The following is a 16,018-nucleotide window of genomic DNA, read 5'->3' as shown; positions in this document are numbered from 1 at the left end:
GCCAGGCCGGCCCACAACCCTCGCCACTCACACCTCTTCGACCGAGCTCGGCTCGCGCCGGGACAGGTCGATGCCCAGCTCCTCCGCGGCCCGGAACACCTCGTCGTCGGTCTCCCGCATCTCCAGGGCCACACCGTCGCTGGAGAGCACCTCGACATTGAGGCAGAGCGACTGAAGCTCCTTGAGTAGCACCTTGAACGACTCCGGAATGCCCGGCTCCGGGATGTTCTCGCCCTTGACGATCGCCTCGTAGACCTTCACCCGGCCGAGGACGTCATCGGACTTGATCGTCAGCAGCTCCTGCAGGGCGTACGCGGCACCGTATGCCTGCATCGCCCAGCACTCCATCTCACCGAAGCGCTGGCCACCGAACTGCGCCTTACCACCCAACGGCTGCTGCGTGATCATCGAGTACGGACCGGTCGACCGCGCGTGGATCTTGTCGTCGACCAGGTGGTTGAGCTTCAGGATGTAGATGTAGCCGACCGCGATCGGGTCCGGCAGCGGCTCACCGGAGCGACCGTCGAAGAGCTGGGCCTTGCCCGACGAACCGATCAACTGCTTGCCATCCCGGTTGGCCCGGGTGGACGCGAGCAGACCAGAGATCTCCTCTTCGCGGGCACCGTCGAAGACCGGGGTGGCCACGTTGCTGTCCGGCTCGGACTCGTCGGCGCTGATCGCCTGGAGCTGCCGCTTCCACTCGGCGTCGTCGCCCTCGACCTTCCACCCGGTCTTGGCCACCCAGCCGAGGTGTGTCTCCAACACCTGGCCGATGTTCATCCGGGATGGCACACCAAGCGGGTTCAGCACGATGTCGACCGGGGTCCCGTCCTCGAGGAACGGCATGTCCTCCACCGGAAGAATCTTGGAGATGACGCCCTTGTTGCCGTGCCGGCCGGCGAGCTTGTCGCCGTCCTGGATCTTCCGCTTCTGCGCGACGTAGACCCGGACCAACTCGTTGACGCCCGGCGGCAGTTCGTCGCCCTCCTCGCGGGAGAAGGTGCGCACCCCGATGACCGTGCCGGTCTCACCGTGCGGCACCTTCAGCGAGGTGTCCCGGACCTCACGCGCCTTCTCGCCGAAGATCGCGCGAAGCAGCCGCTCCTCGGGGGTCAGCTCGGTCTCGCCCTTGGGCGTGACCTTGCCGACCAGCACATCGCCGGGAACGACTTCGGCGCCGATCCGGATGATGCCCCGCTCATCGAGGTCAGCGAGCATCTCCTCGCTGACGTTCGGGATGTCGCGGGTGATCTCTTCCGGGCCGAGCTTGGTGTCCCGGGCGTCAACCTCGTGCTCCTCGATGTGAATCGAGGTCAACACGTCCTGCTGCACGAGACGCTGCGACAGGATGATCGCGTCCTCGTAGTTGTGCCCTTCCCAGGTCATGAACGCCACGAGCAGGTTGCGCCCGAGCGCCATCTCACCGTCGTCGGTACACGGACCGTCGGCGATCACCTGGCCGGCCTCGACCCGGTCACCCTCGAAGACGACCGGCTTCTGGTTGACGCAGGAGCCGGCGTTGGAGCGGCGGAACTTGTGCAGCAGGTAGGTGCGACGGTGGCCGTCGTCCTGGTGCACGGTGATGTAGTCGGCGCAGAGGTCCTCGACGACCCCGCCGAACTCGGCGACCACCACGTCACCGGCGTCCACCGCGGCCCGGTACTCCATACCGGTACCGACCAGCGGCGCCTCGGCCTTGACCAGCGGCACCGCCTGACGCTGCATGTTCGCGCCCATCAGCGCGCGGTTGGCGTCGTCGTGCTCGAGGAACGGGATCATCGCGGTCGCGACCGAGGTCATCTGCCGCGGCGACACGTCCATGTAGTCCACGGCCGCCGGGGCGACATCCTCGGTCTCGCCGCCCTTACGGCGGACCAGGACGCGGTCCTCGGCGAACGAGCCGTCCGCCCGCAGCGGCGCGTTGGCCTGCGCCTTGACGAAGCGGTCCTCCTCGTCCGCGGTCAGGTAGTCGATCTGGTCGGTGACCCGACCGTCAACCACCTTCCGGTACGGCGTCTCGATGAAGCCGAACGGGTTGACCCGGGCAAAGGTGGACAGCGCGCCGATCAGACCGATGTTCGGGCCTTCCGGCGTCTCGATCGGGCACATCCGGCCGTAGTGCGACGGGTGTACGTCGCGGACCTCGAATCCGGCCCGCTCCCGGGACAGACCACCGGGGCCGAGAGCACTCAGCCGACGCCGGTGGGTGAGGCCCGCCAGCGGGTTGGTCTGATCCATGAACTGGGACAGCTGCGACGTGCCGAAGAACTCCTTGATCGCCGCCACCACCGGACGGATGTTGATCAGAGTCTGCGGCGTGATCGCCTCGACGTCCTGCGTGGTCATCCGCTCCCGGACGACCCGCTCCATCCGGGACAGGCCGACCCGGACCTGATTCTGGATCAGCTCGCCCACGGTACGCAGCCGACGGTTACCGAAGTGATCGATGTCGTCGGCCTCGTAGCCCTCCTCCCCGGCGTGCAGCCGGCAGAGGTACTCGACGGTGGCGACGATGTCGTCCTGGGTAAGCACCCCGGTGTCGATCGACAGGTCCAGTTCGAGCTTCTTGTTGAACTTGTACCGGCCGACCTTGGCGACGTCATACCGCTTCGGGTTGAAGAAGAGGTTGTCGAGCAGGGTCTGCGCGTTCTCCCGGGTCGGTGGCTCACCCGGACGCAGCTTGCGGTAGATGTCCAGCAGCGCCTCGTCCTGGCTGCCGATGTGGTCTTTCTCGAGCGTCGTCATCATCAGCTCGGACCAGCCGAACCGCTCGCGAATCTGCTCCGCCGTCCAACCGATTGCCTTGAGCAGCACGGTGACGGCCTGCCGGCGCTTACGGTCGATCCGAACCCCGACAGTTTCGCGCTTGTCGATGTCGAACTCCAGCCAGGCACCCCGGCTCGGGATGACCTTCACGCTGGAGAGGTCGCGGTCGGAGGTCTTGTCCGGCTGCTTGTCGAAGTAGACACCCGGCGACCGGACGAGTTGGCTGACGACGACGCGCTCGGTACCGTTGATGATGAAGGTGCCCTTCGGCGTCATCATCGGGAAGTCACCCATGAACACCGTCTGGCTCTTGATCTCGCCAGTGGTGTTGTTGGTGAACTCCGCGGTCACGAAGAGCGGGGCGCAGTAGGTGAGATCCTTCTCCTTGCACTCCTCGATCGAGGCCTTGACCTCGTCGAAGCGTGGGGCCGAGAAGGAGAGTGACATGGTGCCAGAGAAGTCCTCAATGGGACTGATCTCGTCGAGAATCTCCGCGAGACCCGAGCGCGCGTGCGGATCGTCCGCCGACCGGCCCTGCCACGCTTCGTTGCCGACCAGCCAGTCAAAAGACTCGGTCTGAATGGCAAGGAGGTTGGGGACCTCGAGGTGTTCGGTAATCCGACCGAAAGAAACTCGGCGGGGAGCGAAAGCGCTCGACGTACGACTGGTCTTCGCAGGGCGGGAAGCTGCCAAGATGCGTCCTTCCGAGGACCGGTGCTGCAGAACGGCTGGTACGCGCGCACTCCAATAACCCCACCAGAAACATCCGCAAACGGACATTTCCGAGCAGGGGTAATTTCGGAAGGCAGCGCAAACTAGCAGTGTAGCCGAGAGGCTGGCCGCTGTCCAGCCAACCCCGCAGGTCATCGCGGAACGTGCCTCGGAACCTCAGCCGAGCCGCTCAGAACGCGACACTCCCACCGGGCCACTTGCGACCATCGGGCGATCACCTCGCCGATGCCCTCACCCGAGTGGCGGCCGTTGCAAGCGCGGAAGGTTTTGCTGGTTTCAGCGTGCCTGCCGGGCCGGGCGGCGTCAAGGGCCCGCTACCGCCCGCTGCGACTCCCCGGCGCCAGCCGGGGGCTGGAGACGCCGGCACCACCACGTGGGTAGTAGAGACGCCCCGCGCGGCAGCGGCGGCGCGGGCCACCAACACGGGCGGGCGGCGATCCGCTGATCGGATCGCCGCCCGTCGTGCCGGAGTGTGCCCCGGCTCAATGACACCAGGACACCCAGCAGGGTCAGAACAAAGTCACTTGAGGGTGACCTTGGCGCCCTCGCCCTCGAGCTTGGCCTTGGCCTTGTCGGCGGTCTCCTTGTTGGCCTTCTCCAGGATCGCCTTCGGCGCGGACTCCACCAGGTCCTTGGCCTCCTTGAGGCCCAGGCCGGTCAGCTCACGCACGACCTTGATGACCTGAATCTTCTTGCCGCCGTCGGCCTCGAGGACGACGTCGAACTCGTCCTTCTCCTCCTCGGCCGGCGCAGCAGCACCGGCGGCCGGGGCACCAGCGGCCACGGCGACCGGCGCCGCGGCGGTGACCTCGAAGGTCTCCTCGAACTGCTTCACGAACTCAGAGAGCTCGATCAGCGTCATCTCCTTGAACGCGTCGAGCAGCTCGTCGGTGCTGAGCTTCGCCATATCTGGCGTCCTTTCTCAAGTGGTGTTGCTAAGAATCGTGTACACCGGGGAAGCCTCAGGCCGCCTCGGCGCCCTCCTTCTCGCGCTTGTCCTGCAGGGCAGCCGCCAGGCGGGCCGTCTTGGCCATCGGCGCCTGGAACAGCGACGCGGCCTTGCTCAGGTTGCCCTTCATGGCACCGGCCAGCTTGGCCAGCAGCACCTCGCGGGACTCCAGGTCGGCGAGCCTCGTGACCTCGGCCGCAGAGATGGCCTTGCCCTCGAAAACACCGCCCTTGATGACCAGCTTCGGGTTGGCCTTCGCGAAATCGCGCAGGCCCTTGGCCGCCTCGACGACGTCGCCCGAAACGAAAGTCAGCGCGGTAGGACCGGTGAACAGCTCGTCGAGCCCGGAGATACCCGCGTCCGCCGCGGCACGCTTGGCCAGCGTGTTCTTGGCGATGGTGTAGGTGGTCTCCGTGCCGAGCGAGCGCCGCAGCTGGGTGAGCTGGGAGACCGTCAGACCACGGTACTCGGTCAGCACGGTCGCGCCCGCGTTGCGGAAGCTCTCGGTCAGCTCGACGACGGCCGTGGCCTTGTCGGCCCGGATCGGCTTGTCCGCCATGTCCCTCCTCTCTCGTTGCTCCAGGCTGGTCACCGTCATCGGCGGTAGCCGACGGCGGATACGGAGGAAACACGGCAACGAGAAAAGCCCCGGCGCAGGGCGCACGGGGCGAAAGTCTGGCGCTGGCACCACGGTCGGCGGACCGCGGGAGACAGCCAATTCTTCGCTTACCGCCCTGCGCGGGTCGCCCGTCTTCGCGGAACCTTCGACCGTGCCGGGGCACGGTGACCAGCGGTCTCTGGGTGGAACTTCGCCGAAAGAATACACGATGCCCTCGGGCCGCTGCCAAACCGCCCCCGCAGGACCGGTGGCCATCGCTCGGCTGGCCGGCGGGCGGGCGGGGCCAGCAGAAGGCAGAACGGGGCCCTGCCAGCTGGCAGGGCCCCGTTCACACGCAGTCGTGCTCAGCCCTCGGCGGAGTTCTCCTGCAGGTCCTTCACCACGTTCGGGTCGATGGGAACACCCGGTCCCATCGTGGTGGTGAGGGTGACCTTCCTCAGGTACTTACCCTTGGCCGCGGACGGCTTCGCCCGCAGGATCTCGTCGAGGACCGCCGCGTAGTTCTCCACCAGCTGGCTCTCGGAGAACGAGGCCTTGCCGATGATCAGGTGCAGGTTGGAGTGCTTGTCCACCCGGAAGGCGATCTTACCGCCCTTGATGTCCGCAACCGCCTTGGCAACGTTCATCGTCACCGTACCGGTCTTCGGGTTCGGCATGAGACCGCGCGGGCCCAGGATCCGCGCGATCCGACCGATCTTGGCCATCTGGTCCGGCGTGGCGATCGCCGCGTCGAAATCGAGCCATCCGCCCTGGATCCGGGCGACCAACTCGTCCGTGCCCACCTCGTCGGCGCCGGCGGCGACGGCCTCCTCGGCCTTCGCCCCGGCGGCGAACACGATCACACGCGCGGTCTTACCGGTGCCGTGCGGCAGGTTGACCGTGCCGCGAACCATCTGGTCCGCCTTACGCGGGTCGACACCGAGGCGCATCGCGACCTCGACCGTGGCGTCGAACTTGACGGAGTTGGTCTCCTTGGCCAGCTTGACGGCCTCGGCGGGGGTGTACAGCTTCGACCGGTCGATGGCCGCAGCCGCCTTGCGGTAGTTCTTGCTGTGCTGCATCTGTGGTTACTCCTGTGGTCTCTGGCGGGCTGCGGTGCTCGCGAGCCCTCCCACAAACGGGATCGGCGGGTCGGCTTGGGTCAGTCGACGACGTTCAGGCCCATCGACCGGGCAGTGCCGGCGATGATCTTCTCGGCCTGGTCCAGGTCGTTGGCGTTGAGGTCAGCCATCTTCTTCTCGGCGATCTCCCGCAGCTGGGCGCGGCTGACCTGGCCGACCTTCTCCATGTGCGGGACACCCGAGCCCTTCGCCACACCAGCGGCCTTGATCAGCAGCCGGGCGGCGGGCGGGGTCTTCAGCACGAAGGTGAACGAGCGGTCCTCGTAGACGCTGATCTCGGCGGGGACGATGTCGCCCCGCTGGGACTCGGTCTGCGCGTTGTAGGACTTGCAGAACTCCATGATGTTCACACCGTGCTGACCCAGCGCGGGGCCAACCGGCGGCGCCGGGGTGGCCTGGCCCGCCGGCAGCTGAAGCGTGAACGTCTTGACGAGCTTCTTCTTCGGAGGCATGTCACTTCCTGGGACGTGAAACGGAAATTCGCACCGCCCGCCAGGCATGCACGGTCAGCATGCCGCGTAGACGGCGACGTTCTAGGGTAGCGCACGCCGACTGCCGACCTTCCGGGGTCCAGCTACCAGCCGCCCTGAGCCAGAAACGAGTACGTCGGCGGTGGGTAGCCACCCACCGCCGACGTACTGAAGGTCAGATCTTGGTGACCTGGTTGAAGTTCAGCTCCACCGGCGTCTCTCGACCGAAGATCGACACCAGCACCTTGAGCTTCTGCTGGTCGGCGTTGATCTCGCTGATCGTCGCCGGCAGGGAAGCGAAGGCGCCGTCGGTGACGGTGACGGAGTCGCCAACCTCGAAGTCGAGGACCTTGACCTCGGGCTTCGCCTTCTTCTCCACGGCCTCGACCGCTGGCGCCAGCCACTTCAGCACCTCGTCGAGGCTCAACGGCGCCGGACGGTCGGCCCGGTCGGTGGCACCCACGAAGCCGGTCACACCCGGGGTGTTCCGGACGCAGGAGTATGACTCCGCGGTGAGTTCCATGCGGACCAGGATGTAGCCCGGGAAGACCTTGGCCTGGATCTGGGAACGCTTGCCGTTCTTGACCTCGACCTCGTCCCGGGTCGGCACCTCGACCTGGTAGATGTAGTCCTCCATGTCGAGGGAGGTGATCCGGGTCTCGAGGTTGGTCTTGACCTTGTTCTCGTAGCCGGCGTACGAGTGCACCACATACCAGTCGCCCGGCGCGTAGCGCAGCTTCTGCCGCAGCTCGGCGACCGGGTCGAACTCGTTCTCCTCGGCCGGCTCGCTGGCGCTGGCGGAGAGCTCCGGCTCGCTGGCGGCCTCAACCGACATGTCACCAGCCGCCGTCGCGACCGCGGACTGCTCGTCCACAGGCTCGGCGGTCTCGTCGTACTCAGGCACGCTTGCTCACTTCCGTCACTATCAGCACAGTCAGCCGGTCAGCTGGGGTTACCGAAGACCCACAGCACACCCTCGGCGAAGGCGAGGTCCAGGCCAGCCACGATCGCCAGCATCACGGCGACGAACACGATCACCACGGAGGCGTAGGTCAACAGCTCCTTGCGCGTCGGCCAGATGACCTTACGCAGCTCAGCCACGACCTCGCGGACGAATCGCGGGACTCGGCCGAACAGGCCAACCTTGTCACCCTGGTTACGGCTCTTCGAGCGGTCAACCGACTCGGCCCGGGAACGCGAGCTGTCGCCGCGGGAGGCTGACTCCTCGCCGGCGCCGGCATCGCCGGCAGCGTCGAGCTCGCCGTCCAGACGCTCGTCGTCGGCATCCTCGCCGCGCCGCTTGTTGTCGGCCACATCGCCCTCCGTAGCGGGATGTCGGTTCGCACGCCGTCACAGCATACGCGGCGTCTGGTCACGCCGGCCGGCCCAACCATCCGCGACGGGCCGTAGCCAGCGGTCCGAACTGGGGGCCCGAGTGCCTCGGAGCCGCCCCGCCGAAACCACCACCCACGGGCCGGACGCCGCCAGCCGGCGACGCGACCCACGAAACGGTCAGGCCTGAGGCGCAGGGGTGACAGGACTTGAACCTGCAGCCTGCGGTTTTGGAGACCGCTGCTCTGCCATTTGAGCTACACCCCTTTGCGGCGCACGTCACCTCACCCCGCCAAAACGGCTGGGTGGGGTCACGTGCCCCACGGCGGACCAGTGTACGGGTAGTGGCACGACTTTCCCAACCGGTCCACCCTCGCGCGTCGAAGATCGGTCAGCCGGGGGTCCGAATGGTCGCCCTCGCCTGCGACAACACTTTCTCTCCGCCGCAGGTCGCGGTGATGTCGATCCTGGTCAAGCCCGCATCAGTGACCTCTCGAACCGCCGCCGTCACCTCGATCTCGGTGCCCTGCTCATCGTCTGGAACAACGACCGGCCGGGTGAATCGGACGCCGTAGTCGACCACCGAATCGGCAGCGCCGGCCCACTCGGTGACGGCCCGGCCCACCAACGCCATCGTGAACATGCCGTGGGCGATCACGCCGGGCAGCCCGACCGAGGTCGCGACCCGGTCGCTCCAGTGGATCGGGTTGAAGTCTCCCGAGGCGCCCGCGTAGCGGATCAGGTCCGCCCGGGTTACCCGGAATGTCTTGGTCGGCAGCTCCATCTCAGCCCTCCCCTCGCACGACAATCTTCGACCAGACAGTGACCACCGACTCACCATCAGGCGTGGTGACCTCGGTACGAGTAGTCAGGAACCCGTGCCCGCCACGGGTGCGGACATCCTCGATGGTGTTAACGCAGACCAACTCGTCCCCCGCCACGACCGGGCGGGTGTAGGCGAAACGCTGATCGCCGTGGACCACCCGGCTGTAGTCGACACCGAGGTCCGGATCCTCCACGATCTGACGGGTGGCGGCCATGGTGATCACGACCGGAAAGGTCGGCGGGGCGACCACGTCCGAATGGCCGAGCGCGCGAGCGGCGGCCGGGTCGTGGTGGGCCGGTTCGGTAGCGCCGATCGCGGTCGCGAACTCACGAATCTTCTCTCGGCCCACCTGATAGGGGGCGGTCGGCGGGTAGGTCCGGCCGACGAAGGAGGGGTCCAGGGACATGCCGCGAACCTACACGCAGAACACGGCCGCCGACCCACCCGACCGGCGGCAAAAGCCACGCGGGTCGGCGGATCGGCGACCGTGGGTGATCAGCGGCGGACCGCCAGGATCAGCGGGTCTCGCGGTGAATCGTGTGCCGCCCGTCACGCGGGCAGAACTTCTTCAGCTCGATACGGTCCGGATCGTTACGCCGGTTCTTGCGCGTGATGTAGTTGCGCTCCTTGCACTCCACACACGCCAAAGTGATCTTCGGCCGGACATCGGTCGCCTTCGCCACGGCGGAGTGCCTTCCTCGTAAATGGGTGACAACTACGGGCGCATCAGCCTACGCGCTGAGCACGTGGACATGCAAAGCGGGCGCCGAAGGCGCCCGTCCCCTCATCCGCCGGGTGAGGCCCGATGGACGAAAGTAGCGGTGGCCGGACTTGAACCGGCGACACAGCGATTATGAGCCGCTTGCTCTGCCACCTGAGCTACACCGCCGGGTGGGTCCAGCCGGACCCTCTGAGCCCCCTTACGGAATCGAACCGTAGACCTTCTCCTTACCATGGAGACGCTCTGCCGACTGAGCTAAGGGGGCCTGCGCAACCACTCGGTGGCCGTGCAGAGGTAAGCCTACACGGCGGGATCGCGGAGCTGAAATCGGATCCCCCGGTAGCCCGTGGGCCCAGCTCACGGCACGACCCGCAGTCGCGGCGGCTCCCCCGCGGCCGCTGTCCCCGACTCCAGCTGGGCGCCGAACCACGCCTCCAGCCGCTCATAGGGCAGCGGACGGCTGAACAGGAACCCCTGCCCGTACTCACACCCGATGTCCTGGAGCAGCTCCAGGGTCAACTCGCTCTCCACCCCCTCGGCCACCACGGCGAGGCCGAACTGCTGAGAGAGTGTGACCACCGCGTTGACGATGGCCAGGTCCCCGGGGTCGGTCGCCATCCCCTGCACGAACCGGTGATCGACCTTCACCTCGTGCACGGGGAGCCGGCGCAGGTGGGCGAGCGACGAGTTACCCGTACCGAAGTCATCCACCGACAGGCGGACACCCAGATCGCGCAGGCGCCGCAGGGTCGGAATGGGGCGGTCGGTGCCGTCCAGCACCCCGGACTCCCGGATCTCCAACGTGAGGCGCTCCGGCGGCACCCCGTACTCCTCGAGCAATTCCCGCACCCGCTCCGGAAAGTGCTGGTCGGTCAGCGTACGCGGGGAGAGGTTGACCGCGACGGAGAGCGGGTGGCCCCCGGGCGCCCAGTCCCGGCTACGCCGTAGCCCCTCCCGGAGCACGAACTCGGTGAGCCGCCCCAGTTGACCGGTGTACTCCGCGACCGCCACGAAGTCCTCCGGCGAGACCGCCCCATGAGTCCGGTCCTCCCAGCGGGCGAGGCACTCGACGCCCACCAACCGTCGGTCCCGCAGGGTGACCTTGGGCTGGAAGTACACCTCCAGTCCTCCACTGGCCAGGGCCCGCCGCAGGTCGCCGGCGAGACCGAGCCGCCGCAGCGACCGGGACTCCAGCGCCGGGTGAAACAGCTGGACGCTCCCGGGCGCGAACGTGGCCGCCCGTACGGCCAGGTCGGCCCGTTGCAACAGCACGGCAGACCCGCTGCCATGATCCGGGTGCACAGCGACGCCCACCGCGGTGTCCACATCGAGGGTAAGCCCGTCAAAAATCACCACAGCCCGGATCTGCTCCCGCATCCGCGCCGCCAGGTCCAGGGCCGCAGTCGCCCCCTCCAGCCGGAGGGTCACCAAGAACGCGTCACCGCCGACCCGTCCGACCAAAGCCGAAGCCGGCGCGCAGGACCGAAGCCGCGCGGCGACCTGGACCAACACCGTGTCCCCAGCGGCACGCCCGAGCGAGTCGTTGACCTCCCGGAGCCGATCAACCGCGAAGAGCAGCAGTGCCACCACCTCACCCGGCGCCCGGATCTTCACCGCCTCGTCCAGCGCCTCGGTGACCCGCCGCCGGTTGGGCAGCTTGGTGAGCGTGTCGTGGTAGGCGTCGTGCCGCAGCCGGTCCACCAGCCGGGAGTTCTCGAGCGCGACCGCGGTGTGCGCGGCGACGGTCTCGAAGGTGGGAATGTCCTCCGGGGTGAAGTGCCCCACATCACTCAGTCGGTTGACCGCTTCCAATGTGCCGATCACCGCCTTGCCCGACCGTAACGGGACGGCGATCACGTCCTTCACCCCGTGGCCGGCCAGGTTCTCCCAAGCGTCAGCGGGGTCCGGGAGAGCCCGCCCGATGGCGAGGGTCACTCCGGACTCCCGGACCTTGACGCGCAGGTCGGCAGGGGTCGGCGCGACATCGAGCAGGCCCCGGTCGTCCACCCGAGCGCTGAGCAGCACCTCGGGATAGCGCCCCTGCGCGGGGAGCCACAGGGTCGTGTACTCGGCCTGCATCAGGGCCCGGATCCGACCCAACAGCTGGTCGGCGACGGCGCCCTCCCGACCGCCCTCGGTCATCGCCCGAGTCAACTCGTACATGCTGCTCAACGTGCGATGCTGCCGGAGGAACTGCGCGTACGAACGGTAGACCACCACCATCGCGGCGGCCAGCACGGCGATCAACAGCACTGACCACCGGGTCGACTCCAGCGCCAGCAGCAGGATCAGGCCGATCACCACATTGATGGAGTTGATCACCAGCGGCACCGGGGACCTGCGGAACAACTCCCAGCCGGTCTGCCAGCCATGGAGCAAACTCACGACACCACTGATCGCGAGCAGGGAGACCACCGAGTTCACGGTGACCGCGGCGAACAGGACCATCCACGCCCGAGGGCCGGTTCCATCAACACCGGAGAGCCCTACCAGGACAACGCCGCCAAGCGAGGCCGCCGCACCGGTACGGGCCACATTGAAGCAAACCTTCACCGCGGCAAGCCGACGCCAGAACTGCCCGACAAGGGCGGACAGCACCATGAGTGCCACAACCGTCAACGGCGGCAGGTAGTAGAAAGCCAGAACGAGTGGGATCTCAGTGAAAATCACCTCGAGCGCCTGCTGGCGCACGACGATCTGCATAACCCCGGCGCTGGCCGCGATCATCGCAATGAACAGGGCCGCGGCGATGGCAAGATTGCCGCGCGGCGACTCAGCCGCCAGTGCCAGGAAGATGCTACTGAACGCCGCGACTATCGCCAGCGGGGCGGTAATCAGCCAAACCTGCTCGGTGGGCCTGCGCGTCGAAGGTGGACCGCCTGGCATACCGCCCCCTGACCGGTGGTGCGGACGCTATCGAACTGCTGCGACGCCACCCTGCGGAGCTGGGGCACCCCAGCTGAAGTCGGCGAGCTGAACGCTCGATTCCAGCGCCAGTAGGCCACCCGTGAACGCAGACACAACCGCAAGCGCAAGGACGGCACCACGCCAACGAAGCGTCGATTTAGACATTGGGGAACTCCTGTCGAGGGACCGGAGGTGGTTGCCGGTGCCACGATGGTGCCATACGTGAATCGCCCGGCAAAGCTGCCGGGACCACTACCGCAGCCAACGGGAGGCCCGGCTGAACGGGCTCACCCGGACATCACGGGACGAAGCAGGTCTTCACCGTCACCGGCCGTCAGCAAGGCACAGCGGCGGGGTGCGGCACATTGATTGGCGGCGGGCGCCCTCGGGTGCGGTCCGGCGATTGCGGGGTATGTCAGCTGCCATGCCAGACCAGGAGCGGTCAGTGGACGCGGAACACTCCCGACCGGCAGGGGTCGATGACGCCACCGTCGAAGCACTGGGCGGGTTGAGCGAGGCGTTGGAGACAGTCCACCGGGCACGCGGTCACCTGTATTCGGCACACCAGCTCATCGGGGAGGCAGACCTCACCCTCGACCGGGTGGTACGGCTACTCCGTGACGCCGGGCACAACGACGTGGCCGACCGGGTCGAGCACGAGCTGCTGGGCCGCAACGTGCTACCCGGGAGATGGACGTTCCAGGTCGTGGAGGAGTTCGACGACGGCTACTACGCCACGTTCCAGGAGATCGAGCGGGACGCACGGGAGCGCCTGGCCGGTGGGCGGCGGCACATCTACGAGGCGGAGATGAAGCAGCGGCGCCGTAGCCACGGGTTGCCGGGGCACGAGGCCACGCCGGAGGCGGGAGCTCCGTAAACGTGGCCGGGGCAGCGCTGACGGGTGCGCGGCTCGGGCAGCACCACTCGAACGTTCATCGATTGACCGGGACTGTCGTGAGCCCGACCCGCGTGGTGCGCAGCGGCGCGGACAGAAGCGCCAGCAGCCCGGTGCCGCTGGTGGCCACCGCACAGATCACGACCGCCACCACCGCACCACGGTGGTCGACGACAGCGCCGAGCACGTTGAGCATGACCAACGAAGCCAGGCTCTGCACCAGGGTCAGCAGGGCCTGAATACGGGACAGGTGCGTCTCCGGGGTCGTCCCCAGGATCAGGGGCCCGATGTGCGCGGTGAAGAGACCACTCCCGAGTCCCAGGACCACCGCCGCGCCGACGGCGACAGGTGCGGTGGGTGAGAGCGCCAGTCCGAGGACACCAGTGCTCGCTGTCAACAGACCCCAGGCGGAGAGGAGACCGGGCCGGCCGAGCGGGCCTCGGCGCGCGACAGCCAGGGTTACGACAAGCATGCCGATGCTCTGCGCCCCAAGAATAAGACCGACAGCCGCGGCTCCCCAGTCTTCCGCCCGCGCGAGCAGCGGGACCAGCAACGACAGCACCGGGAGCAGGAACGCCGCCGCGGCCCCGGTCATCGTCAACCCGGGACGCAGGAGCGGATCACGAAAGCCAACGCGGAGGCTGTCGAGGGCGTCGCGGACAACCCCGCTGCCCGCGGGCGGTGGCGGGCCGCCGTACCGCGGCCGGATGGCGATCAGCAGTATCAGTACCGCGGCGAAGGTCACCGCGTTGACCAGGGCGGCCCCCGCCAGCCCGGCCAACCCGACGAGAACCCCGCCGAGCGGACCGCCGCCCACGGCCACCACCTGACCGCCGGCCTGACGTAGCGCCAGGGCCCGCGACAGCTGGTCCGGGTTGACCAGCCGTCGCGGCATCGAACCGGACGCTGGCAGATAGAAGGCGTCGGCGACCCCCACGGCAACCCCGGCGGTGAGCAACAGCCAGGGTGGCGCACCCAGGTGGTAGGCCGCTGCCGCCAGGGCGACCGAGAAGACGAGCATCGCCGCATCGCCGATGATGAGCACTCGACGTGCGCTCACCCGATCCCCGACCGCCCCACCGATCAGGAGTAGCAGCACCCGCGGCAGCGTGATGGCGGTGAGCACCAGACCGGCGATGGCACCGCCATGCGCACTCGCCTGCCAACCGAGGGCGAAGTAGAACAGCGAGTTGCCCAGCAGCGAGGCGAGGATCCCGACGAGCCAGAGCAGGTACGAGGTGGGCAGTTGGTGCCTCCGGCGGCGAGGATGCGGATCTGGACCATCGGACAATGCCGGATCTTGGCCGCTGCCACAAGGCCGGCCCGGAACGGCCGTACCGCGGGGCTACCGTAGGTGCGTGACGCTCTCGCTGGCGATCTCGCCCTGCCCCAACGACACGTTCGTCTTTCACGCACTGGTGCACGGGCAGGTCCCCGGCGCCCCCGCGGTCACGGTGACCTACGCCGACGTGGACGTGACCAACACGGCCGCCGAGCGGGGCGCGTTCGACCTGGTGAAGGTGAGCTACGCGGCGCTGCCGTGGCTGCTCGAGGACTACCACCTCCTACCCTGCGGTGGAGCACTCGGCCGCGGATGCGGACCCCTGGTGCTGACCCGACCCGACCCGACGCTCGCCCCTGCTCCGTCACCCGGGGCTTCGGGCAGCCGGGTGACCGGGGTCCCGGATCGGGCCGACCTCTCCGGAGCCACGGTTGCCGTACCCGGTGACCGGACCACGGCCTACCTGCTCTTCCGGCTCTGGTCAGCCGGCCGGCCACCCGCCCGGATCGAGGTGGTGCCGTTCCACGAGATCATGCCGGGAGTCGCCGCCGGCCGGTACGACGCCGGCCTGGTGATCCACGAAGCCCGGTTCACCTACCCCCGGCACGGGCTGACCGCCCTGGTCGACCTGGGCGAGTGGTGGGAGGCCGACACCGGCCTCCCGATCCCACTCGGCGCGATTCTCGCCCGCCGCGGCAGCGTGGACCCCGAGGCCGCCACCGGGTGGATCCGGGAGTCGGTCCACCGCGCCTGGGCGGTCCCGACGGCCAGCCGCGAGTACGTGCTGAGGCACGCGCAGGAGATGGAGCCCGACGTGGTCAAGCAGCACATTGACCTCTATGTGAACGAGTTCACCGCCGACCTGGGTGAAGCCGGTTACGCCGCCGTCCACGCGCTGCTGGGCCGGGCTGCCGACGCCGGCCTGGTGCCTCAGACCTCCAACTCGCGGGCGACCGCGTGGACCAGCTGAGCGATCTTCTGCGCGGTCTTCCGGTCGGGGAACCGGCCTCGGCGTAGGTTCGGCTGCACCTTCGCCTCCAGCACCTTGATCATGTCTTCGACGAGGCCATGCAGCTCCTCCGCCGGGCGACGACGTAGCTCCGCCACCGACGGTGGAGCCTCCAACAGCTTGACCCCCATCGCCTGGGCACCGCGACGGCTGTCGACCACACTGAAATCGACCCGCTGCCCACCCTTGAGGTCGGTGACACCCGCTGGAAGCGCAGCCTTGGGCAGGAACACGTCGCCGCCCTCGTCACTGGTGACGAACCCGTATCCCTTGGTCGCGTCGTACCACTTCACTCGACCCGTCGGCACTTGAAAACCTCTGCTTCACTCACGACGTCTACTGCTCTAAGGCTAGCCGGACCGCGGCGTCGGGCGCCGCGGGGAATCCAG

15 protein-coding genes and 3 tRNA genes are annotated in these 16,018 nt (G+C 67.9%); 2 read left to right on the top strand and 16 right to left on the bottom strand.

All coding sequences use genetic code 11. The features are described from left to right. Positions 1–27: 27 nt before the first annotated feature. The 14 genes from rpoB to AC1UKG_RS22090 all read right to left on the bottom strand — a co-directional run bounded on the left by rpoB (position 28) and on the right by AC1UKG_RS22090 (position 12,422). On the bottom strand, positions 28–3,459 hold the full coding sequence (rpoB, locus tag AC1UKG_RS22155; RefSeq protein ID WP_018744666.1) for a DNA-directed RNA polymerase subunit beta: 3,432 nt from the start codon (positions 3,457–3,459) through the stop codon (positions 28–30). A gap of 559 nt (positions 3,460–4,018) precedes the next feature. After that, on the bottom strand, positions 4,019–4,405 hold the full coding sequence (gene rplL, locus AC1UKG_RS22150) for a 50S ribosomal protein L7/L12 (protein WP_018744667.1): 387 nt from the start codon (positions 4,403–4,405) through the stop codon (positions 4,019–4,021). Positions 4,406–4,460: 55 nt separating this feature from the next. Continuing rightward, complete coding sequence (gene rplJ, locus AC1UKG_RS22145) at positions 4,461–5,006, bottom strand: 50S ribosomal protein L10 (RefSeq protein WP_018744668.1); 546 nt, start codon at positions 5,004–5,006, stop codon at positions 4,461–4,463. Between the two features lie 404 nt (positions 5,007–5,410). Continuing rightward, positions 5,411–6,127 carry a 50S ribosomal protein L1 gene (gene rplA, locus AC1UKG_RS22140; RefSeq protein WP_018744669.1) on the bottom strand — a complete coding sequence of 239 codons (717 nt, stop codon included), beginning with the start codon at positions 6,125–6,127 and terminating at the stop codon, positions 5,411–5,413. Between the two features lie 80 nt (positions 6,128–6,207). After that, entirely contained in the window at positions 6,208–6,639 is a 432-nt protein-coding gene (gene rplK, locus AC1UKG_RS22135; RefSeq protein WP_018726252.1) for a 50S ribosomal protein L11, read from the bottom strand. A 193-nt stretch (positions 6,640–6,832) separates the two neighbouring features. Then, positions 6,833–7,561 (bottom strand): transcription termination/antitermination protein NusG, encoded by a 729-nt coding sequence (nusG, locus tag AC1UKG_RS22130; protein WP_018744670.1) that lies wholly within the window; start codon positions 7,559–7,561, stop codon positions 6,833–6,835. 38 nt (positions 7,562–7,599) lie between these two features. After that, the gene (secE, locus tag AC1UKG_RS22125; RefSeq protein ID WP_018744671.1) at positions 7,600–7,971 is read right to left on the bottom strand and encodes a preprotein translocase subunit SecE; all 372 of its coding nucleotides are present in this window, start codon (positions 7,969–7,971) and stop codon (positions 7,600–7,602) included. A gap of 212 nt (positions 7,972–8,183) precedes the next feature. Further along, positions 8,184–8,256: transfer RNA gene (locus AC1UKG_RS22120), tRNA-Trp, on the bottom strand. 124 nt (positions 8,257–8,380) lie between these two features. Continuing rightward, on the bottom strand, positions 8,381–8,773 hold the full coding sequence (locus tag AC1UKG_RS22115) for a MaoC family dehydratase (RefSeq protein WP_018744672.1): 393 nt from the start codon (positions 8,771–8,773) through the stop codon (positions 8,381–8,383). Between the two features lies 1 nt (position 8,774). Then, positions 8,775–9,221 (bottom strand): MaoC family dehydratase N-terminal domain-containing protein, encoded by a 447-nt coding sequence (locus AC1UKG_RS22110; RefSeq protein ID WP_018744673.1) that lies wholly within the window; start codon positions 9,219–9,221, stop codon positions 8,775–8,777. 109 nt (positions 9,222–9,330) lie between these two features. After that, complete coding sequence (gene rpmG / locus AC1UKG_RS22105; RefSeq protein WP_012184342.1) at positions 9,331–9,498, bottom strand: 50S ribosomal protein L33; 168 nt, start codon at positions 9,496–9,498, stop codon at positions 9,331–9,333. 133 nt (positions 9,499–9,631) lie between these two features. Then, positions 9,632–9,704: transfer RNA gene (locus AC1UKG_RS22100), tRNA-Met, on the bottom strand. Positions 9,705–9,728: 24 nt separating this feature from the next. Further along, positions 9,729–9,801: transfer RNA gene (locus AC1UKG_RS22095), tRNA-Thr, on the bottom strand. Positions 9,802–9,893: 92 nt separating this feature from the next. After that, entirely contained in the window at positions 9,894–12,422 is a 2,529-nt protein-coding gene (locus AC1UKG_RS22090; RefSeq protein WP_018814778.1) for an EAL domain-containing protein, read from the bottom strand. Between the two features lie 433 nt (positions 12,423–12,855). Here AC1UKG_RS22090 and AC1UKG_RS22085 point away from each other — a divergent pair, with 433 nt between their 5' ends. Further along, a complete protein-coding gene (locus AC1UKG_RS22085) occupies positions 12,856–13,320 on the top strand; it encodes a hypothetical protein (protein WP_026271580.1) in 465 nt (154 codons plus the stop codon). 55 nt (positions 13,321–13,375) lie between these two features. On the opposite strand, the gene AC1UKG_RS22080 is transcribed toward AC1UKG_RS22085, so the two are convergent. Continuing rightward, positions 13,376–14,629, bottom strand: a complete 1,254-nt coding sequence (locus AC1UKG_RS22080; RefSeq protein WP_018744676.1) for an MFS transporter — start codon at positions 14,627–14,629, stop codon at positions 13,376–13,378. Positions 14,630–14,696: 67 nt separating this feature from the next. Between AC1UKG_RS22080 and AC1UKG_RS22075 the strand changes: the two genes are divergently transcribed. Then, the gene (locus tag AC1UKG_RS22075; RefSeq protein ID WP_482643064.1) at positions 14,697–15,590 is read left to right on the top strand and encodes a 1,4-dihydroxy-6-naphtoate synthase; all 894 of its coding nucleotides are present in this window, start codon (positions 14,697–14,699) and stop codon (positions 15,588–15,590) included. On the opposite strand, the gene AC1UKG_RS22070 is transcribed toward AC1UKG_RS22075, so the two are convergent. Continuing rightward, positions 15,551–15,937 carry a cold-shock protein gene (locus AC1UKG_RS22070; protein ID WP_012184346.1) on the bottom strand — a complete coding sequence of 129 codons (387 nt, stop codon included), beginning with the start codon at positions 15,935–15,937 and terminating at the stop codon, positions 15,551–15,553. The two genes, AC1UKG_RS22075 and AC1UKG_RS22070, sit on opposite strands and share 40 nt — an antisense overlap. Between the last annotated feature and the right edge of the window lie 81 nt (positions 15,938–16,018).

Source organism: Salinispora sp. CH2A1_6, from assembly GCF_056820975.1.
This window is presented reverse-complemented; position numbering and strand designations above follow the sequence as displayed.